The organism is Dellaglioa sp. CoH-55-MRSF-9 (assembly GCF_056782155.1).
The window spans coordinates 373,273-394,577 of record NZ_JBXAYG010000001.1; the positions used below are offsets into that span (position 1 = coordinate 373,273).

Here is a 21,305-nt window from a genome sequence, read left to right on the forward strand (position 1 = left end):
ATTAATAATTCGGCTATTAATCTTTTAATGATAAATAAACATAATATTCCATAAACATGATAACAAAAAACGAACTATACATTTGTATTTATTATAGTTATTCGCTTATAATGACGTTACATTTTAGAGAAATAACAGAAATAAAGGTTGGTTATGTCATTTTCAGTAAAATAAAGGTAATTATTCAATAAAAAAGTAAACGCTTTCTTGAATATCTAATTAAAATGGACTAGTATTAATAAGAATGGACAAATACAGTAAGCGGAGGAGATAAATATGCAAGTTAAAACAAAGGATTTTGGAAATGACTATGATTTAATAACGATTATAAATGATAATGGGTTTGAATTATCACTCACAGATTTAGGGGCTAGAATTGTTAGCCTCAAGGTACCCACAAGTACTGGAAAACGAGAAATTGTTCTTGGATTTGATTCAGCAAATGAATACTTAGAAAAAGATAGTTTTATTGGCGCTTCAATTGGTCGTGTTGCTGGACGTATTAAAGATGGTAAATTCAACATTAATGATCAAAGCTACCAAGTGCAAATTAACGAAGGTACAAATACATTGCATGGTGGTACGCCAGGATTTGATACTAAAAAGTGGACGTATAAAATAAGTGAAAACGAAAATGAAATAGCTGTTATTTTTCATTTAGATAGCCCAGAAGGCGAACATGGTTTCCCTGGAAACATGGCAATTGATGTAAAATATCTATTAAATAATGATAACATTTGGCATCTTGAAACGACTGCTAAAACGGATAAAGATACACTATATAATCCAACAAATCATGTTTACTTTAATGTTATGGGTGACGTCACAGAAACAATAGATGACAATTTATTACAAGTAGATAGCGATAAGTTTGCACCATTAGAACCCGATTCAATTCCAACAGGTAAAAAGATGTCTGTTGATGGAACGCCTTACGATTTCCGTCAAGCTAAGACATTACATGACGTTTTCACAAGTGATTTTGCTCAAAAAAATCAAGTTAATGGTATCGATCATCCCTTTTTCTTGAATAATCCTGCAGTTGGTAAAGAATCAGCAAAATTAGTTAGTCCAGATAAAGAAGTTTCTGTCTCAGTTTCAACTGATGCAACAAGTTTAGTTATCTTCACGGCTAACTTTGGTGAAGTAACGCCAATTATGCATGGTAAAAAATTAGCTAATCATGCAGCAATTACATTTGAAACACAATCAGCACCTGGATCTGAACAATTCCCTGAATTTGGTGATATTGTTTTACGTGTAGGCGATACGTACAAAACAGTTACAGAATTTAAATTAAATTAATTAGTAATCAACTGAGACAGTCATGGTAAAAATAGTGACTGTCTTTTTGTCGTTAACTTACGAGTGTAAGTCATACCATTTTAGTCGAGAAAGATGTAGACTTTAGTCAGGATAAAACGAAGGAGTGTATAAATGATGACAGAAATAAAAAGAGTATTAGTTGTTGGATCGAATGGTCGAATTGGCCAAAAAGTAACAAGTAAATTAGCTGATAAAGGTTACCAAGTCTTGGCGGGTTCAAGACATACAGATAATTTAGATAAAGGTAATATTACTTATGTCTATGTTGATTTGTTAGAAGGTATAGATAAATTAGTCAAGAATATGCAGGCTGTTGATGCCATATTATTTGTTGCTGGTTCTGGCGGCAAAGACTTAATGAAGATTGATCTAGATGGGGCAGTTAAAACGATGGAAGCAGCTGAAATAGCTCATGTTAAGCGTTTTGTAATGTTGAGTTCCGTTTACTCTTTGGATAGAGAAAAAATTGAAGTTTCATCATTAAGAGATTATATGACTGCTAAGTTTTATGCTGATAATTGGCTAATGAAGAATACGCAATTAGAATATACAATTCTTCAGCCAGGCACCTTAGTAGATGAGCCAGGTACTGGTAAAGTAACATTAAATGATGGTCAAGCGGGCTCTAACTCACTTGAAAACGTGGCAGACGTCTTAGTTTCAGTTATCGCACATGATAATACAATCGGAAAAGTAATTACGATGCATGATGGGGATACAGATATCAAAGATGTCCTGTAAATAATTAGAAATTTCGACACAAAAAAAGAGGTTTACTCAGTTAGTTACTTAACGGAGTAAACCTTTTTTATTTAGAATTATTTAGTTGACTCATTTACGATACCGCTATCTTTAGTTGGTGAAATAGCCCAGAGTGAATCGTAATTATATTTCCCTGTCGTATCAAAAATTGAAGTTGTAAAATCTAAAGTTAGTTTTGCATAATAATAAGATTTGTTAATTACAGAACTTGTTGTACCATCACTAAGACTTGATGAGGGTAAATCGAAAATCGTCTTATTAGAAGAGCTGAAATCAATTTCATTAGAAGTTGTTGGCTTTTCTTAAAAAGTAAGCGTACCGCCATTTGAGCTTGTTTGAACTAGGATAATCGAATCTTTTTAATAAGCGGACTTAAAGTATAATTGATAGTAACACTTAAATTCTAGTTAACTTAAAAAAAGGTTATTAATGACTAAAGGCTCTACCTTTAATGGTTATAAAGTGGGGGTAGGTAGGAATCATTCTATTTAAAAATTGATTGTACACTTTCAGTAAATGGTTTGAAAAAATTAAACCTAAAAAAATACTTGTAAATAACATGTAAACGCTATATTAATTGGCGTATATGGACTTAATCATAGAGTTTCTTCTGATAATATTACAGTTGAATCTTATGTAAATTATATGGTACTATTAGGTAAAGGTCAACGTCCCCTTTTCAAGCATTGGCTTAATCAATAAATGGGAGGAATTTATATTATGAAAAAGAATTTATTTTTAATTGCAGCATTAGTACTTGGTTCAACAGCAGTTGTTGGCTCAAGTGTTTCAGCGGATTCAACAGATGGTAAAGGTACAGCTAGTTTAAACATTGAAGCAGGTACTTTTACTCAAACGGGTGCACCATCGTTCAGTTTCACAACAAAACTAAATGAAGCATTAGTTACGACTGGTACAGATATTACATCAACTGGCGCAAAAGATGCTTCTCAAGCTTTAGATGTAGCCGATTACGTAGGTACAGATAGTGGTTGGAATGTTACTGCACAATTAGGTGTGATGGCTGATGCTGAAGTTAAGGTTAGCTCATTAGATCTTGCATCTGCTACAGTTAAAACAGACTCAGATGCTACAGCATCTGCTGCTACTTTAACACCAGCTGGTGCTGCAGCTCCTGTCGCGACAGCTACAACAGGCGCTGGTGCTACAACATTGTCATATGCTGACAATAGTGCAACATTAAAACTTGGTAAAAATACTAAAATTGCAACAACTTCAGCTGATTTAACATGGACTGCAACTCAAGGAAATGCTAGTGCAGCAGCTTTTAACTAAGCTAATTAAAACGTAACAGAAAAAAGACCGCCTAAGGCAGTCTTTTTTTTTAAGGAGAATCGAAATAATGAAATTAAGAAAAATAGTTTTAAGCTTTTTAGCTATCGCGATAGTCACACTTATTACTGTATCGACCAATGTCTATGCAAAGTCTAATAGTGCCGGGTTTACGGTAGCCAAAGTAACGCCTGCTAATCAATATCGAGAGGCAGCACAATTTGATATTAAAATGAACCCTAACTCAACACAGACATTGGCATTGAAAATTAAGAACTTAGAAAACGATACTAAAACGATTGTTGTGAGCCCTAATAGTTCATATACAAATACGAATGGACTAATTGTCTATGATAAGACAAATGTAAAAAAGCCAGCGACTGCTAAGTATCAATTTTCAGAACTTGTCTCAAAAAAACAAGATGTTGTGGTTGGACCTAAAAAAACAGCAACAGTTACGTTTACAGTGAAAACACCCGCTACGTCATTTTCCGGTATTATTTTAGGTGGCTTTAACGTACAAGAAAAAGTTATTAAGGAAAAGAATAAAGGAAAAGGTATTTCAATTACTAATCGATTTGCGTACGTTGTTCAAGCAGTCATTAGAGAATCTGAAACGGTCGATAATCCTAATCCCAAAATGACAATTGGCGATTCTAAAGTGGTATTGAACGCATTTAATAAAGTTTCACTACAAACAAATATGCAAAATGATGTACCCATTGTGATTGGACCAACAACAATTAAAGCAACTATTACAGAAGATAGTAGTAGTACTGTTTTATATGACAAAACAATTAAGGACGTTGATTTTGCACCCAACGCTAAATTTAGCTATGCATTAGACTTAACTAAAGCCAAGTTAATCGCTGGTAAATATGATGTCCATTATACCGTTACCGGAAATAATAAATCTTGGAAAGCAACGAATTCATTTACAATTACTAAAGCCAATATTAAACAGATTAAATCAGATAATAAGGCAGCAGAGCCTCATATATCTTGGTTATTGTGGTTAATTATTGGTATTATTGCTTTATTAATTTTATTAGTTTTATTCTTACTTTTTATTATTTTAAAAAGAAGAAAAAAAGATAAGGAAGAATCACTAGAAAATAAGTAATCAAAATGAATGGTAATCAAAAAGACGTCTAATTTTTATTAGGCGTCTTTTTGTCGATTAGATTTCTTATTCTTTTGATGAATCTACAACGATACTTGGTGATGATAATGACCAAGTTGCGTTATCTTGAAATTTACCAGGATGAGTAATTTTTTTAGTTTTTAGACTTAATGATAATTGTGCAGAATAGTAGTTTTTACTAATAACTGATGTTGTATCAGAATCAAAAATAGTTGAGTTTAAACTTAAAAGAGTATCTTTAGATGTAATTGTTTTAATATCTGAGGCATTCCCATAAGTGATTGTGGAATTACCAAGCATACTCGTTTGCAATTTTTCAAACCAACCAAGTTGATCGGGAATAAAGAAAGGATCACTTAGATTATCTTTATCACTTGTGCTAACAACTAAATTCCAGTTAAGTCCAAAAGGATTATCGACAGTTAACAAACCAGTTGCAGTTACTGTAGGTGTTTTTTCAGAAGTTCCTGCTGTAAAATTACCAAAATCAAATACTTTTGGATAGGATACTAAAAGATCTCCTGCAACGTGTAAATTATATGAAATAGGCGTGTAATCCGGATTTAATTTTGCGAGATTTGCAGCAGAAATTGTATCATTCGTTTTACCGCTTAAGATATCATTAATTGTGTGATTACTATAACTGGAATAGGTACCCGAATCGTGAGTTGATGTGACTAAATATGAAATTCTATTCTTATGGAAAAGATGATAACCAATCAATTCATTGTCATCAATTAATTTAGAATATGTAGTCCCATCAGTATAAGCAGATTCGTCATATTTATATTTACTATGGTCCGTACTGTATTGTTTTGCAAGATCGTCCGCATCTTTTGCAGTGATTTCTAGTTTAGAATTTGTAAGTTCAGTTGTTCCATTTTCTGAATATTTTTCCCAAGGACCATTATTGAAACTGTACCATAAGTAATATTTTTCAGTTTTATCGGTTGTTGATTTCGTATCTATATTGACTGTAGTATCAAGTGATTTTTTAGTTGTTTGAACGGTATTTTCAGGTAATTCATCAGTGATATTGTTTAATGAATAGTGAAAATCGTAAGGGTCTATTTGTGGAATATAATGAGTCGTACCAGATCCAGTATCTGTAGAAGTATAACCCGGTAACGAAATAGACTTAATAGTAGGATGAGATGAGTTACTTGAATCAGGATCTTTTAAAAATTCTTGTATAGCGTCATCTCCAAAATCATCAGACGCATCAAAAATACTTTGATAGGCAAGGTCACTAGGAACGTTTAAATTACCAATAATATTTTGTCCAGTAACAATACTCCCATATAAGAGACCATCGCTACTTGAATCAACGTCGACATCAGCACTAGGTGCTAATACTGAACCATATAAAGGACTCTTCCAACTTCCGACAAAAATCTTACCATTTTCAGTATTAAAATTATTACTAATATGTGAAGACGTATTGTAGACAGATTTCACTTTTTTAGAGTTTTTATCAGTTGTATCGATTGCAACGGGTTCATCGGATAGAAGATTTTTAGCGGTGGTATCTGAACCATTACTATTTTGTCCGGAAAATAGCGTTCCATCACTATTACCAGCTAACTTGTAATCTATCGAAGATCCGTCAGATTTAGGTGGATACGCATTGAAAGTCATCCAGCTACCTTGATTGAAATTAAAACTGATACCAGCATCATTATTAGAAAAATGCTTATAATTTAACATGAAAAATGGCATTTTCATTGTGTTAATATCAAAATTGACTAAATTAATTTTGATACCAATAGCATCTTCAAATGAAGGAATAGAGCCATCAATATCTGCAAAGACAACGCCTTGATCTGTTGAAGCAGTATTCATATCAACGGTTAATTGAATAACCGTTTTACCAGGTGCATATTTTTCAGCATCAATTGATTTATCTGTATTTAAATCAACACGTTTGATAGCATTATTAGATTTAGTAGTAGAACCTGTTGCTTTAGAGTTTGAGAAATTTGTTGAAGTGAAACTAGCGTAATAATCACTGACATCAGTAATATTTTGAGTAGCATCAGCAAATGATGAAATATCATTGCTTGACATAACAGGAAAATCAGAAAGTTTATCAATAGTATCTTTTTTTGCATTAAATTGCTTGATAGCATCAGCGTAACCGGCATTACTTGAAGGTATGGACCAACCAGCAATGGCTTTTGCGATTTCATCATCAGGGGGAGAATTCTGTAGATAGTATGATAAATCTTTGACTTTATCATTAGATTTTGAAAAAACAAAGCTATTTTTATTACCATACCACTGAATCATATCAGCCCCGGTAATATTTTCTGAAATCATTGTAGGATTAACCTTTGCATAATCAGCATCAGTTAAATTAGCAGTTGAATCATGAGCATAATTTTGTAAGTATTTTATAGAAGAACCTCCGGCGGTACCTGAGGAAGTAAATGTTTTGGCAAAAAATTAACCTTGTAGGGAGTCAATATCATTAGAATTAAACGTGATTGTACCACCAGCGAAACCAGTGACATTCGTGGCAGCCCCCATTGGATAACCTACAGGAGGCGTGTATGATGTAGCAGCTTGTGTAGTATAAATTGGTAACGTTAAAAAGAACAAGCTGAAACAAAGGATGATAATCGATTGATAGGTAGTAGATGAGTTAATATATTTGTTTTTTAGCAAAATAAGACTTCCTTTCAAAATAATTAAAAAATTAACTATTTGATTATATATATATTATAGCCTTGCTAGTATAGGATGTGTAGAGATATTGTCGAAGTATTTGGACAAATATAGCTTATAATTTGGATATACGATTAATAATAAAGAAAATGCGCTATTTTTGACTTTTTATTTAATAAAATCCAGTGATGTTTGTAAGTGTCACTATAGATTAAGCCTTTTCAATTTGGTATACTCAATGAGAAACGTTTTATAAAAAGGGAGATAATAAATTATGATTGAAGCAATTAACTTAAAAGCCGGAATGACTTTTGAACAAGGCGGTAAATTAATTAAAGTTTTAGAAGCAAGTCATCATAAACCGGGTAAAGGTAACACAGTTATGCGTATGAAATTACGTGACGTTCGTACTGGATCAACTGTTGAAACAACAATGCGTCCAGAAGTTAAGGTTGAACAAGCTAATATTGAAACAAAACCAGTTCAATTCTTGTACAACCAGGATACAATGGCTATTTTTATGGATTTGGAAACATATGAACAATATGAAATTCCAAGAGAAATTATCGAACATGAAGCAAAATTCTTATTGGAAAATATGGAAGTTAAAATCCAATTTTACGGTACAGAAGTTATTGGCTTAACATTACCAACTGTTGTAACATTACGTGTTACTGAAACACAGCCTTCAATCAAAGGCGCTACAGCAACTGGTTCAGGTAAACCAGCAACAATGGAAACAGGACTTGTTGTTAATGTTCCTGATTTCATCGCAGCAGATGATGTTCTTGAAATTAATACACAAGAAGGTACATACCTTAAACGTGCACCTAAATAAGATTGAAAAGGTAGTCTCTTGAGACTGCCTTTTTTTAATCATTTAAAATGAGGAGATTACTATGGGAATTAAACTAGTTGCAATAGATATTGATGATACGTTACTAAATCCAGAGGGTAGATTAGCAAAAGAAACAATTGATGCCGTCAAAAAAGTGACACAAAAGGGAATTAAGGTTGTCCTTTGTACGGGACGACCTTTAGCTGGTGTGGTTGGATTTCTTGAACAATTAGGGATTAGTGGGGATGACCAATATGTCATTACCTACAACGGTGCAATTATTGAAACAGTAAGTGGAAAACGTCTAGCGCAACATACGTTAACCTTTGATGAGTATATAGCTGCAGATAAATTAAGTTATGAATTAAATGTTCATTATAATATTTTAGATGATGAGAGCCGAATTTATACATCTAATAAAGATGTTGGTCGTGTGACCGTTATTCAAGCAGCTGAAAATAATGAAGGATTATTTGTACGAAATCCAGAGGAAATGTCACGGGACTTAACCGTTTCTAAAATTATGTTTGTGGATGAACCTGAAGTTTTAGACGCACAGATGATTAATATTCAAAAAATATTTGATGATAGTTATTATGTTGTACGTAGTTTGCCAGAATTTTTAGAAGTTTTGAATAAAAAAGCTAATAAAGGAAATGCATTAACAGATTTAATTGCAGAACTGGGATTAAAAGAAGAAGAAGTTATGGCAATGGGAGATCAACATAATGATTTAACGATGTTTGCCGTAGCCGGAACGACTGTTGCGATGGGAAATGCCATTCCTGAATTAAAAGAAGCAGCAACTTATGTAACAGAATCGAACGTTAATCATGGTGTTGCGGTTGCATTAGAACGTTATGTAGGTTAAATAACGATAAAATATAAAAAAGTTTGGAGTCCGCATGAGGTTAGCGAGATTCCAAACTTTTTATTTAGTCTAAAAGATGTTGCTTTGTTAAGTAGTCGTGTGCGACGGTACTTGCTGGGACATTTTTAACATCAACTAGATAATTCATTTTTTGCATATCTGTATCAGAAATTTTTCCGGTTAATTTATTTAAACTTTTTTTGATGGATGGATATTTTTGTGAGATGCCCTTTGCAACAAGTGGGGCGCCTTGATAAGGTGGGAATAAAGACTTGTCATCTTTTAATGTGACCAAATTATATTTGACGAGCTGACTATCAGTTGAATAGGCATCAACTAAATTTACATTACCATTCACAATGGCTTGATAGCGAAGTGCTGGTTCAAAAGATTTAGTGTTAAATGACAAATGATACTTGCTTTGTAACCCTTTGTAACCATCATCACGGTTTAGAAACTCAAGCGTAAAGCCTGCCTTTATTTTTGAAGATACTCGTGATAAATCAGAAATTTTTGATAGATGGTATTTAGTTGCAAAGTCTTTAGTGACAGCGACAGCATAGGTGTTTTGATAAGCCATCGGATTTAAATAATCTAAATCTGATTTAACTTTAATTTCGGTTTTTGCTTGCTGGTAGGCTTTATTTTCATTTGTACTTTTGAGTGGTGATTTTACTAACTCTTCAAGTACCGTACCTGAAAATTCTGGGTAAATATCGATTGAATTAGATTTTAATGCAGAGTATAGAAAACTCGTTTTACCAAAATTTGGTTTTAAAGTAACCTTGATATTGGCGTCGTCTTCTTGAATTAAATCTTTATACATATTAATTAGAATTTCAGGTTCTGCCCCCATTTTACCAGCAATGACTAATTCTTTTTTCTGATGTGTGAAAGTATTGATTGTGGCACCAACAGCAAATAGGAATCCTAAAGTAATTAATATAATGGTAATTGTTTTTATCTTTAAATTCTGCAATTGCCGGATTAAAACACTGAAAACAATAGCTAGAATAATAGAACTCAACGCGCCAATAATAATCAAGCTCATATCATTTCTATCAATTCCCAGCAAAATAAATGTTCCTAACCCGCCAGCACCAATTAAAGCAGCTAGTGTTGCGGTTCCAATAATTAGAACAAGCGCAATACGAATGCCTGAAATAATTAGTGGCATAGCTAAGGGTAATTCAAATCGAATAAGTTTTTGCGCACGTGTCATACCAAATGCAGTTGCGGCTTCTTCTAATGATGGATCAATACCAGTTAAACCTGCATATGTGTTCTGAAAAATGGGCAGTAAAGCATAAACAACTAATGCGATAATTGAAGGTAGTGTTCCAATTCCGACTAGTGGAATTAATAGCCCTAGCAGCGCGAGTGAAGGAATTGTCTGTAAAACACTGGTAATTTGCAACATAATTTCTGCTGCTCTTTTATGCTGTGCTAACCAAATTGCTAAAAAGACGGCAATGATGGTTGCAATCAGCAATGAAATTAATGATATCTGTAGATGTTGAAGAATAGCGGTCCATAAATCAGCACGGTGCATTTTAAAAGTTGTTATTAAATTTGCCATTGGTCATCCACCTCGCTATCAGACATGCTTGCACCATAACGAATTAAGCATTGGGCATCAACTGCACCAATGAGATTCTGGTCGTTATCTTTAACATTTATAATTGTATATTTAGAAAGTAGAGATATGAGTTCTTTAAATGTTGTTTGAGTTGAGGTGACGTGATTATTAGCGAGTTCATCAATTGGAAGACTAAATGATTTTTGAATCATTTCAGCTAAATTAAATTGCGTGTTGGATACGTCTAACCCAAAAAACTCTGAAATAAAATCATTTTTTGGTGCATTTCTAATTTCGTCAGGGGTACCAACTTGAATGAGATTGCCATCATGCATAACACCAACACGAGTTCCGAGGCGAAGAGCTTCAGACATATCATGCGTAATGAAAATAATGGTATTGTGTAGTTCCTCATGTAAATCGATGACGATATCTTGTAATGTTTTTTTTGAGATAGGATCCAGCGCACTAAATGGTTCGTCCATTAAAATTAATTTTGGTTTAGTTGCAATTGCTCGTAAAATACCAATTCGTTGTTGCTCGCCACCGGATAAATCGCTAGGCATTCTCTTACGATATGCTTCAGGCGGTAAACCAACACGTGTTAATAAGGCATCGACACGTTCTCTTTGTTTGTTTTTAGGCCATTTTTGTAATTCTGGTAATAAGCTGATATTTTCAGCAACTGTCATATTAGGAAATAAAGCAATCTGCTGTAAGACATAGCCAATCTGTGAACGTAAAGTATGTAACGGAATCTGATCAATATTTTGATTTTCAAAGTTAATAGTACCCGAGGTGGGCTCAATTAATCGATTAATCATTTTTAAAGTTGTCGTTTTACCACTACCACTAGGGCCAACAAGAACAAAAAGTTCCCCTGTATCAATATGTAAGTTTAAGTCGTTTAATACGGTAACTGTTTTGAATGTTTTGTTTATGTGTTTGAAATCTAACAAAAGCTAACCCTCATTTCTTCTTATTTTATATGTAATATATCTGGAAATGGTAACTATTTCGATGTAACTCTACATGAATGAAAATTATTAAGCAAAGATTTTGTTTTAAAATGTTGGAATTAAATTTTAGTGTAGGAACGGTCTGAATTGATGGATGGAGTAAGCCTTAATATTAAAAATAATATGTAGAAAAGCTTGACTTAGAGTCAACTCTAAGTGTTTTAATAGAAACTATTGAAGGAGGCGATTGAATGACTAATGAGCAACAATATAAAATTGGTGAGTTTGCTAAATTAGTTGGGTTATCAAGTTTTACATTGCGTTACTATGAAAAAGAAGGCTTAATTAAGCCTCACCGTAATTCGGCAGGCTTACGTTATTACACGGAACATGATATTAAATGGGTAGGATTTTTGCTTCATCTTAAAGGGACAGGGATGCGGATTAATGAAATAATTAAATACGTTGAACTACGAGCACAAGGTGATGCAACCATTAAAGAACGACGCGAGATGCTCAGCAAGGTAAAAGAAAATGCACTGTCTGAAATGGTAGAATTACAGCATAATATTGAAATTATTTCTCATAAAATTGATTGGTATGACAGAAAAGTTTCACACAGAACAAATGGAAACGAAGTGTCAGAAGATATTAGTTTTGAAAAGTATCTAGAACAATTCGCGATATACGATTAACGCTAGGTTAACCGTATAAAATAAAGTGAGGTAATTATAATGAATGAGGAACAAATTAAAAACGGTCTTTTTCCAATAGGTGAAAAAAATGAAGCATATAAAGATTTCTTTGTTGGTCAAAGTTATTTAGACATGTTAGTGGCGGATCCAGATATAAACGTTGGTGTTGGAAATGTTAGTTTTGAACCTGGAACACGTAATAATTGGCACATCCATCACGACGGTTACCAACTATTATTGGTCACTGCCGGTGAAGGTTGGTACCAAGAAGAAGGTCAACAAGCACGACGTTTAAAAGCTGGTGATGTTGTTGTCACAAAAGACGGGATTAAACATTGGCACGGTGCTACAAAAGATAGTTGGTTCTCACATGTTGCTATTACAGCAGGGACACCTGAATGGTTAGAAGCTGTTGATGACGAAACGTACGGTAAATTAAAAGATTAATAGGAGGATATTATATTATGGTAAAGAAACAAACAGCAGGTCGCGATAACTTAGGCGAATTTGCACCTAAATTTGCAGAATTAAATGATGATGTTTTATTTGGTGAAGTTTGGTCACGTGAAAGTGAATTACCAGCACATCAACGCAGTATTATAACAATTTCAGCTTTGATTTCAGGTGGTAACTTTGAACAATTGCCAGCACATATGGCAATTGGCAAAACAAATGGAATTACGAAGGAAGAAATTGCTGAAATTATCACACATTTATCTTTCTACGTTGGTTGGCCTAAAGCTTGGTCTGCATTTAATATTGCAAAAGATGTTTTTGAAGACTAATTATTTAAAAGTGGGACATGAATTAAATAAATACTGGCTCCGTACTTTGTCAAAAGTATCGAGTCAGTATTTTTGCTTACCTAATTATTTCTTGAGGTCTTGTCTGATTAAAAGTGAAATTATAACAATCGTAATCGCGGCAATAATAAATTCTACATTCAAAAAGTGTTTATTTATGAAAAATGCAACAATGACTCTAACTATGGTTGCAATAGCTAACGTTAAGATGAATGTTTTAATATAATGGACATTTATATAATCGTTTATTTTTTTAAACATGGACTCAACTCCTTCAGTTACCTAATAATAGTGGCACAAATTAATAAGATAAGCGAATTTTAAGTAACATTAAATGATTGTCCAGCAGACGTGAAAGCGCTATAATATAATTTGTAATTAGTTTAGGAGGAGATAGTTAATGTATCAAGCAAATGAAAAACGTTATGATAAAATGATTTATAATCGCCTCGGTAATAGTGGATTAAAAGTTTCTGCTATTGCCTTAGGCTTATGGAAGAACTTTGGGGATGAGACACCTTTAGCAACGCAAAAAGATATTATTGAAACAGCATTTGATAATGGAATTACTTATTTTGATTTGGCAAATAATTACGGTGATGGTGCTGCCGAGAAGAATTTTGGGCGCATTTTACGTGAAGATTTAAGTGCCTACCGGGATGAAATGGTTATTTCGACGAAGGCAGGTTACTATATGTGGCCAGGTCCTTATGGCGAATGGGGTTCAAAGAAAAACTTGTTTGCCAGTATGGATCAATCATTACAACGTATGCAGCTAGATTATGTTGATATTTTCTATCACCATCGTCCAGATCCAGATACACCGTTGGAAGAAACAGCTGAAGCTTTGGATTTACTCGTTCGCCAAGGTAAAGCCTTATATATTGGAATTTCAAATTATCGGGCACCAGAAGCTGAAAAGATGATTCAATTACTAAAAGCTAAAAATACACCTATCGTTGTCCACCAACCTAGATATAATTTATTAGATCGTTGGATAGAAGATGGATTAAAAGATGTTTTAAAACAAGAGCAGATAGGAACAGTTGCTTTTAGTCCTTTAGCACAAGGGTTATTGACTGATCGTTACTTGAATGGTATTCCAGACGATTCTAGAGTGAAACGATTTGATACCTTGTCTACTGAGAGAGTTGAATCAACACTTAAAAAGGTTCGTGAATTAAATGAAATTGCAAAAAATCGCAACCAGACATTGGCTGAAATGGCGCTATCTTGGGATTTGAAAGATAATTCTGTTTCGTCGGTTATTATTGGTGCTAGTCGTGTGAGTCAATTAAAGGATAATTTAAAGGCATTAGAGCATTTGGATTTTGCACCAGAAGAATTAGCAAAAATTGATAAAATTGTGAAATAAGAAGAGGTATATAAAGAGAACCCTTGGGATTGAAATGAAATTCAATCCCAAGGGTTCTCTTTATATCTTTTTTTGTTCTATAAAAAATGTATTTTAACTTAATTAAGCTAAGATACATCAATTAAATAAAAACTATTTAATCTTGATTTTCAAGGATTTCTCGAAATGGAATTAAACCCTCTGCTTGGTATTCTTTAACAAAAGCTTTAACAGCATCTGGATCTTGTGTTTTAGGATCAATAATGAGCTGTTCAACAGGAAGTGGACGGTCAGAAGTTACTTTAACATCGATAACAACAGGCACTTTTGAACCTTTAGCTTCAGCAAAAGCAGTTTTTAATTCTGCTAATGTCCGGACGGTATACCCTTTAGCTCCCATGTCGTTGGCAATTGCGCCCCAATCAGCATCAATTAAATCAATACCTGAGTGTGGTTGTTGTTTATCATCTTGTTCAGCGCGGATGAATCCAAGTTCCTGATTGCTTAAGACAACGTTGATGATAGGCATGTTGTATTTAACTTGTGTTAAGACATCTTGCATGACCATCGTCCAACCACCGTCACCAGAAATTGAGAAAACTTGACGGTCTGGAAAGGCAGAGTGAGCCCCAATTGCTGCGGGTAGTGCATACCCCATCGTTGCGTACCATGCGGATGTTGTAAATTTATTTTTCTCACCAAGACGTAAGAAACGCATTGCTTCAATCGTTACATTACCAACATCAATTTGGAAAATTGCATCGTCATCTTTAATTTTATTAATTTCATTGAAAACTGGTTCAAAACGAAGTGGTTTACTGTCATCTTCAGTAAAGCTATCAATCCATTTAATCCAGTTTTCTTTGTTAGCGATGGCAGCTTTGTACCATTTTGTTGGTGCAACTGGTGTTTTAACGGCCTTATTTAATGCGATTAAAGTTTCCTTACCATCGGCTAAAATAGGGACATCAACTGAATGACGTTTACCTAATTTTTCAGAATCAATATCGACCTGAATAAATTTAGCATCTGGAGAAAAGAAATATTCACCAAATGGAAAATCAGATCCAATGAAAAGAACAGCATCAGCGCCACGAAGAAGGTCAACGCCGGGTTTGCCAGCAACTCGTCCAGCAGAACCCATGTATGCTTTGTAATCATCAGGAATAATTGTTTTAGCAAGCGCAGTTGTTGCGATTGGTAATGATAATTTTTCAGATAATTCAATTAATTCTTTTCCAGCGCCACGAACACCTTTCCCAGCATAAATAATTGGTGTCTTAGCTGTTGTTAAAATATCTAAGGCATCTTGAATTTGTTTATCACGAGGCATCGGATAAAGAGGTTCTTGGTGTGTTGCGGCTGTTGAAACAAAGGTGTCATCGATTTCTTGCCAACCTAAATCGGTCGGAATTGTGACAACTGCGACGCCATTATATTTGTAGGCTTGACGGATAGCTTCATCAACAACAATGGGTAAGTTTTCGGGTGTAGTAGCTGTTCTGTTATAAATAGAAACATCCTCAAACATTGGATTTTCATTCATTTCTTGGAAGTAATTTGTATTCATCACTTGTGTACCAACTTGGCCGACTAAGGCAAGAACAGGAACACCATCATATTTAGCATCGTAAAGTCCGTTTAATAGATGGACAGCACCGGGACCAGCGGAACCAAAAGTAACACCTAATTTTCCAGTTACTTTAGCTTCACCAACTGCTGCGAGTGCGCCGACTTCTTCATGACGAACTTGTACATAATTAATTGTATTTTTACGATTATGTAGTGCATTCATTGTTGAATCAAATGAACCACCTGGCAACCCATAGACGGTTTTAACGCCCCAATCTTCTAAAACTTTGAGCATGGCATCTGATGCATTAATTTTTTTTGGCATAATAGTAAATCTCCTTCTTGAAAAATTTTATTCTACAAGGATAGTATAAATCTACCAATGAATTAACACCAGTGAAAGCACTTACTTTTAGTAATTAAAAAAGGTAGTTCAGACAAAAAAGTCTGAACTACCTAAATAGGGTTTTATTTAAAACGAACGATAATTTTACCAAGTGCATGATGAGATTCACTACGATCGTGAGCTTCTGCTACACCTTCTGCAGAGAATTCATGAACTGAATCTAAGGTCACTTTTATAGTGCCATCTTCAAGCATATCAGCTAATTTAGTTAATTCTTCACCATTTGGGTCCAACCAAATTGAATCAAAAGTCACATTTCTTGCTTCAGCAAGACCTGCTGTTTTTTCAGAATCCATCCCAGTAATAGCAACTAAACGACCTGTGCCATGTTTTAAGATATTAACTGATTTTTCTTGTGCGTCACCACCGATTGTATCAACTACAAGGTCGATATCTTTTAAGATTTCCGCAAAATCAGTTTCATGGTAATCAATGACTTGGTCAGCGCCAAGTCCTTTAACAAAATCAATATTCTTCGAGCTAGTTGTGGTAATAACGTAAGCACCAACTGATTTAGCAAGTTGAATAGCGAAAGAGCCAACGCCACCTGAACCAGCATGAATAAAGACTTTTTCACCTTTTTCTAAATGACCATGATCAAAAAGGGCTTGCCATGCAGTTAAACCAGCTAAAGGAACAGCAGCAGCTTCTTCAAAGCTAATATTTTTAGGTTTTGGTGCAAGCAAATTAGCATCAACAGCAGTATATTCGGCGTAAGTACCAAAACGAGTCGTGGCAGGGCGTGCGAAGACTTCATCACCAATTTTCCAATCGGTTACGTTAGCGCCTACTTCTGTGATAACACCCGACACATCCCAACCTAAAATAATAGGAAATTGCCAGTTAAGCATACCTTGTAAAAAGCCTTCACGCGTTTTCCAATCAATTGGATTAATTCCAGCTGCTTTTTCTTGAACAATTACTTGATCCGCCGTCATTTCAGGCATAGCTACTTCACGTTGTTTAAGTTTATCTTGTCCGCCAAATTCATCAATTACAACGGCTGACATCATTTTCTTTTCTGTCATCGGATTCCTCTTCTTTCCAGTTACTTTTAATTTGTAAGTGAATTGTATCGAATAACGAAATAGAATGCAATCAAGACACTCTTTTATAGTATTAATATTCTTATGGTTAAAATTGACATTTAGACTTTATTTACGTATATTATAGCTATAAGTGATGAAGTAGTTCAGTAATTTATCGATCAATTTTAAAGAAACCTGGTGGTCGCTGGAAATCAGGAATTATCGATGAGTGAAGTACGCTATGGAGCTAACAACGATTCATCTCGTTAACGATGATTGAGCGATTAGCTACTATATTATGTAGATAATAACTTGGGTGGTAACGCGGAAATTAATTCGTCCCTGATATCTTTTTTAGATATCAGGGATTTTTTTATACTTATATTATATAGGAGGAAACAGAAATGAATATTATTGACGAACTAGAATGGCGCGACGCAATTAATCAAACGACAGACGAAGATGGGTTACGTGAACTAACGTCTGAAAAATCAATTGGCTTATACTGTGGGGTTGATCCAACAGGGGATAGTATGCATATCGGACACTTAATTCCATTTATGATGTTGAAAAGATTTCAATTAGCAGGACATCATCCATACATCATTATTGGTGGTGGTACAGGTTCAATTGGTGATCCAAGTGGTAAAAAATCTGAACGTGTGCTGCAATCGATGGACCAAGTTCATCATAATGAGCAAGCTCTCACTGCACAGATGACCAAATTATTTGGACAAGATTCAAATATTTCAATTGTAAATAACTATGATTGGTTATCAAAAATTAGCTTGCTTGATTTCTTACGCGATTACGGTAAGTTATTTAATGTAAATAGCATGCTCGCAAAGGATGTTGTTGCAAGTCGTTTGGAAGTTGGTATCTCATTCACGGAATTTACATACCAAATCTTACAATCAGTTGATTTCCTACATTTACACAAGCACCATGATGTTCAATTACAAATTGGTGGGGCTGATCAATGGGGGAATATTACTGCAGGAATTGATCTTATTCATAAAGAGCTAGGTTCAGACACAAAGGCATATGGGCTAACAATTCCACTAATGCTTAAGGCTGATGGTACTAAATTTGGTAAAACAGCTGGTGGCGCAGTTTGGTTAAATCCAGAAAAAACAACACCATATGAATTCTACCAATTTTGGTTAAATCAAGACGACCGGGATGTTGTGAAATATTTGAAATTTTTCACATTCTTAACGTCAGATGAGATTGCTGAATACCAAAAATCAGTTGAAACAGCTCCAGAAAAACGTGAAGCACAACGCCGCTTAGCACGAGAAGTAACAGAATTTGTTCATAGTCCAGAAGCTGTAATTGAAGCCGAACATATTTCTGCAGCTTTATTTTCAGGCGAAGTGAAAGAATTAACGACGAGTGAAATTGAACAGGGGTTTAAAAATATGCCTTCTGTTGAATTAGCAGCAGAACCAGAGAATATTGTTGAGTTATTAGTAAATACAAAAATTGAATCATCAAAAAGACAAGCACGTGAAGATATCACTAACGGGGCTATTCGTATTAATGGTGAAAAAATTCAAGATTTAGATTTTATGATTGATCCTGCTACAGAATTTGATGGCAAATTTGTGATTATTCGTCGTGGTAAAAAGAAATATTGGTTAGGACGCGTTAACGCATAATGGCACTATTTTATGTAATAGCTTTTCTTGTGGCGGGGATTATTATTTCAAATGTAATTCACGAAATTCTTCCTAAAATACCAGATGCTTTTATTCTTATTGTAATTGGTCTGTTGTTGTCATTAGTACCAGTCATGGCTAATTTCGAATTAGAACCAGAATATTTTATGTTATTCATTATTGCACCACTTATGTTTAATGATGGGCAAAAAACATCTGTTAGGGGGATCCGTAAAAATTTTCATGCGATACTTTTATTATCAGTAGTTTTAGCGCTTATTACAGTTGTAATAGTAGGGTTGTTAGCGAATCGATTAGAAGTTCGATGGACATTGCCACTTGCAATAGCACTAGCTGCGATTGTGACACCAACTGACGCCATAGCAGTAAAATCCTTAACATCAGCATCAAAACTTGATTCAGGGGTTAATACTGCCTTAGAATACGAATCATTATTTAACGATGCAAGTGGATTAGTGATGTTAAATTTGGCATTATCTGTGATGGAAAAAGGAACATTTTCCATCTATAGCGGATTATTTCAATTTATTTTTGTTGCAGTTGGTGGTATTGTAGTTGGGGTTATGGCAGGTGGAATCTTAGTTATCGTTAGAACGTATTTTAATAAGAGGGTAACTTCACCAGAATTAACGATTATTCCAATTGCGTTGTTAACACCATTTATTGTTTATTTATTGGCGGAAAGTCTAGGGACATCGGGAATTATTGCTGTTGTAACTGCAGGGATTGTTCATAATATTGAATCCGAGCGTTTAAAATTAACTGCAACACGTGTCCAGTTAGTTTCGTCAACAATATGGGATACGTTGACCGCAATGCTTAACAGTATTGTATTTATTTTATTGGGAATTAGTTTACCTGAAATTTTCCGGGCACTGATTAAACTTGGAACGAGTCAGTCGTTTGAGTTGTTGAGTCTGGGTTTGATAATCTATGTAGTCATGATTGGTATCCGATACACTTGGGCATTAATTGGAAAAGAACCACATATTGCTGCCTTTTTCGGTCCTTCAAAATCAAAAAAAAGACGAAAAAATGCATTTGTTTTTGGGTTGAGTGGGGTACACGGAACAATCACGTTATCAATGGCATTTTCATTACCAATGTTAATAAATGGACGGGCTTTTCCGTATCGAGAAGAAATTTTAATCATTGCAACTACTGTCATATTATTAAGTATGATAACACCAGCATTAGTGTTGCCTAAAATCTTACTAGCTAAAAAGTTATCATTTAATAAAGAAGAATTAAATTTTTCACGAATACAAATGATTGATTACGCTAGTTTACATTTAACAGAACGTATTCAATCTAACGATGTGAGATACGCGGTGATTCAACAATTACAATCACAAAAAGGGTTTAATGATATTCAAGGGTATGATAAACATCAAGAATTATTTAAAAAAATTAATGAAATTGAAGATGAATTTTTAAATAGTAATGAGATAAAAGAAATTTATCCTGCCCGAGTACTCAGTACGTACAGAAAAATTTTGGATACAGATTATGGTGGACAACGATTAAGTGTTAATCGAATCATTCGATCAGTAGAACATCAGGTTAGGCATGAAGCGTGGCATATTAGCCATGGGCAAATAACTCGTGGACAGAGAAGTAAGGCCAGGAAACAATGGGCTAAAGATAATATAGAAAAAATGCAAATACACAATGATTTCCGATCATTATTATGGGACTTGGAGAATCAATTGCATGAAGTAATTGAACAATATTTACATGATTTAACAAAAGAACGTTTGGCTAATGCACATGGACAACTAGATGATATTCAGAATGTTGAAAGATTTATCGAAGATCGACAAAGACACTTTCGTAGAGATTACGAAGAGAATGAAAAAATATCAGTAGATTTATTTATTCAAGCATTTCAATTAGAATATAATTATGTTCAAACACAATATATAGCAGGAATAATTAACGAGCAACTTGCTAATAAGTTGTATGATGAAATAAATCAGGCGCAAACACTACAAATGCAGCAACTATTAGTTGAACATTAAATAAAAAATAATTTCAAAAATCAGGATTAATAGTCTATTTTTGAAATTATTTTTTTATTTAAGACCTATAAAGTAATTAAAAGTACAGATGTATACGATTACATCAATATTTTTAGATTTAATTTAAATAAAGGCTTGACGAAGGTCATTATTCTTGGTAAAGTAATAAACGTTGCCTCAGTAGTAAACAACTAATTCAAATGTGACCAGTTAATTAATTAAAAAAAATCTTGACAATTAACGAAATCCTTGATATGATATAAAAGTTGTCAAAAGCAACCAAGTAGATCTTTGAAAACTGAACA

At 34.0% G+C, this 21,305-nt stretch carries 18 protein-coding genes and 1 other annotated feature; of the genes, 12 read left to right on the forward strand and 6 right to left on the reverse strand.

Going from position 1 to position 21,305, the window contains the following annotated elements; genetic code table 11:
- The first annotated feature begins 276 nt into the window (after nucleotides 1-276).
- The 4 genes from AC1RPV_RS01735 (at nucleotide 277) to AC1RPV_RS01750 (ending at nucleotide 4,504) form a co-directional block, all read left to right on the forward strand.
- On the forward strand, nucleotides 277-1,305 hold the full coding sequence (locus AC1RPV_RS01735) for a galactose-1-epimerase (protein ID WP_481761121.1): 1,029 nt from the start codon (nucleotides 277-279) through the stop codon (nucleotides 1,303-1,305).
- Between the two features lie 132 nt (nucleotides 1,306-1,437).
- Complete coding sequence (locus AC1RPV_RS01740) at nucleotides 1,438-2,067, forward strand: SDR family oxidoreductase (RefSeq protein WP_481761122.1); 630 nt, start codon at nucleotides 1,438-1,440, stop codon at nucleotides 2,065-2,067.
- A 741-nt stretch (nucleotides 2,068-2,808) separates the two neighbouring features.
- Nucleotides 2,809-3,384, forward strand: coding sequence for a WxL domain-containing protein (locus AC1RPV_RS01745; RefSeq protein ID WP_481761123.1), 576 nt, complete (start codon nucleotides 2,809-2,811; stop codon nucleotides 3,382-3,384).
- Between the two features lie 67 nt (nucleotides 3,385-3,451).
- The gene (locus AC1RPV_RS01750; protein ID WP_481761124.1) at nucleotides 3,452-4,504 is read left to right on the forward strand and encodes a WxLIP family cell surface protein; all 1,053 of its coding nucleotides are present in this window, start codon (nucleotides 3,452-3,454) and stop codon (nucleotides 4,502-4,504) included.
- Between the two features lie 66 nt (nucleotides 4,505-4,570).
- Here AC1RPV_RS01750 and AC1RPV_RS01755 read toward each other — a convergent pair whose 3' ends face one another.
- Both AC1RPV_RS01755 and AC1RPV_RS01760 read right to left on the reverse strand, forming a co-directional pair.
- Entirely contained in the window at nucleotides 4,571-6,844 is a 2,274-nt protein-coding gene (locus AC1RPV_RS01755; RefSeq protein ID WP_481761125.1) for a hypothetical protein, read from the reverse strand.
- Nucleotides 6,845-6,970: 126 nt separating this feature from the next.
- Nucleotides 6,971-7,192, reverse strand: coding sequence for a hypothetical protein (locus AC1RPV_RS01760; protein WP_481761126.1), 222 nt, complete (start codon nucleotides 7,190-7,192; stop codon nucleotides 6,971-6,973).
- A 274-nt stretch (nucleotides 7,193-7,466) separates the two neighbouring features.
- Between AC1RPV_RS01760 and efp the strand changes: the two genes are divergently transcribed.
- Nucleotides 7,467-8,030 (forward strand): elongation factor P, encoded by a 564-nt coding sequence (gene efp / locus AC1RPV_RS01765; protein ID WP_409021902.1) that lies wholly within the window; start codon nucleotides 7,467-7,469, stop codon nucleotides 8,028-8,030.
- Nucleotides 8,031-8,091: 61 nt separating this feature from the next.
- On the forward strand, nucleotides 8,092-8,901 hold the full coding sequence (gene yidA, locus AC1RPV_RS01770; RefSeq protein ID WP_481761127.1) for a sugar-phosphatase: 810 nt from the start codon (nucleotides 8,092-8,094) through the stop codon (nucleotides 8,899-8,901).
- Nucleotides 8,902-8,965: 64 nt separating this feature from the next.
- Here the strand turns inward: yidA and AC1RPV_RS01775 are convergent, their stop codons facing one another.
- Together AC1RPV_RS01775 and AC1RPV_RS01780 are read right to left on the reverse strand one after the other, a co-directional pair.
- Nucleotides 8,966-10,480 (reverse strand): ABC transporter permease/substrate-binding protein, encoded by a 1,515-nt coding sequence (locus AC1RPV_RS01775; protein ID WP_481761128.1) that lies wholly within the window; start codon nucleotides 10,478-10,480, stop codon nucleotides 8,966-8,968.
- The gene (locus AC1RPV_RS01780) at nucleotides 10,468-11,439 is read right to left on the reverse strand and encodes an ABC transporter ATP-binding protein (protein WP_481761129.1); all 972 of its coding nucleotides are present in this window, start codon (nucleotides 11,437-11,439) and stop codon (nucleotides 10,468-10,470) included. Before AC1RPV_RS01780 ends, AC1RPV_RS01775 begins: the two co-directional genes overlap by 13 nt.
- Before the next feature lie 251 nt (nucleotides 11,440-11,690).
- Between AC1RPV_RS01780 and AC1RPV_RS01785 the strand changes: the two genes are divergently transcribed.
- From AC1RPV_RS01785 to AC1RPV_RS01800, 4 genes are all read left to right on the forward strand, one after another.
- Nucleotides 11,691-12,134, forward strand: coding sequence for a MerR family transcriptional regulator (locus AC1RPV_RS01785; RefSeq protein WP_481761130.1), 444 nt, complete (start codon nucleotides 11,691-11,693; stop codon nucleotides 12,132-12,134).
- A 39-nt stretch (nucleotides 12,135-12,173) separates the two neighbouring features.
- A complete protein-coding gene (locus AC1RPV_RS01790) occupies nucleotides 12,174-12,581 on the forward strand; it encodes a cupin domain-containing protein (protein WP_481761131.1) in 408 nt (135 codons plus the stop codon).
- A 17-nt stretch (nucleotides 12,582-12,598) separates the two neighbouring features.
- A complete protein-coding gene (locus tag AC1RPV_RS01795) occupies nucleotides 12,599-12,919 on the forward strand; it encodes a carboxymuconolactone decarboxylase family protein (protein WP_481761132.1) in 321 nt (106 codons plus the stop codon).
- Nucleotides 12,920-13,337: 418 nt separating this feature from the next.
- Entirely contained in the window at nucleotides 13,338-14,312 is a 975-nt protein-coding gene (locus AC1RPV_RS01800; protein ID WP_481761133.1) for an aldo/keto reductase, read from the forward strand.
- Nucleotides 14,313-14,448: 136 nt separating this feature from the next.
- On the opposite strand, the gene spxB is transcribed toward AC1RPV_RS01800, so the two are convergent.
- Complete coding sequence (spxB, locus tag AC1RPV_RS01805) at nucleotides 14,449-16,188, reverse strand: pyruvate oxidase (protein ID WP_481761134.1); 1,740 nt, start codon at nucleotides 16,186-16,188, stop codon at nucleotides 14,449-14,451.
- 143 nt (nucleotides 16,189-16,331) lie between these two features.
- A complete protein-coding gene (locus tag AC1RPV_RS01810) occupies nucleotides 16,332-17,279 on the reverse strand; it encodes an NADP-dependent oxidoreductase (protein ID WP_481761149.1) in 948 nt (315 codons plus the stop codon).
- Nucleotides 17,280-17,442: 163 nt separating this feature from the next.
- Nucleotides 17,443-17,644: a binding site (T-box leader), on the forward strand.
- A gap of 57 nt (nucleotides 17,645-17,701) precedes the next feature.
- Here AC1RPV_RS01810 and tyrS point away from each other — a divergent pair.
- Both tyrS and AC1RPV_RS01820 read left to right on the forward strand, forming a co-directional pair.
- Complete coding sequence (gene tyrS / locus AC1RPV_RS01815; protein ID WP_481761135.1) at nucleotides 17,702-18,958, forward strand: tyrosine--tRNA ligase; 1,257 nt, start codon at nucleotides 17,702-17,704, stop codon at nucleotides 18,956-18,958.
- Nucleotides 18,958-21,000 carry a cation:proton antiporter gene (locus AC1RPV_RS01820; RefSeq protein ID WP_481761136.1) on the forward strand — a complete coding sequence of 681 codons (2,043 nt, stop codon included), beginning with the start codon at nucleotides 18,958-18,960 and terminating at the stop codon, nucleotides 20,998-21,000. The genes tyrS and AC1RPV_RS01820 overlap by 1 nt, the downstream gene beginning before the upstream one ends.
- The last annotated feature ends 305 nt before the right edge of the window (nucleotides 21,001-21,305 follow it).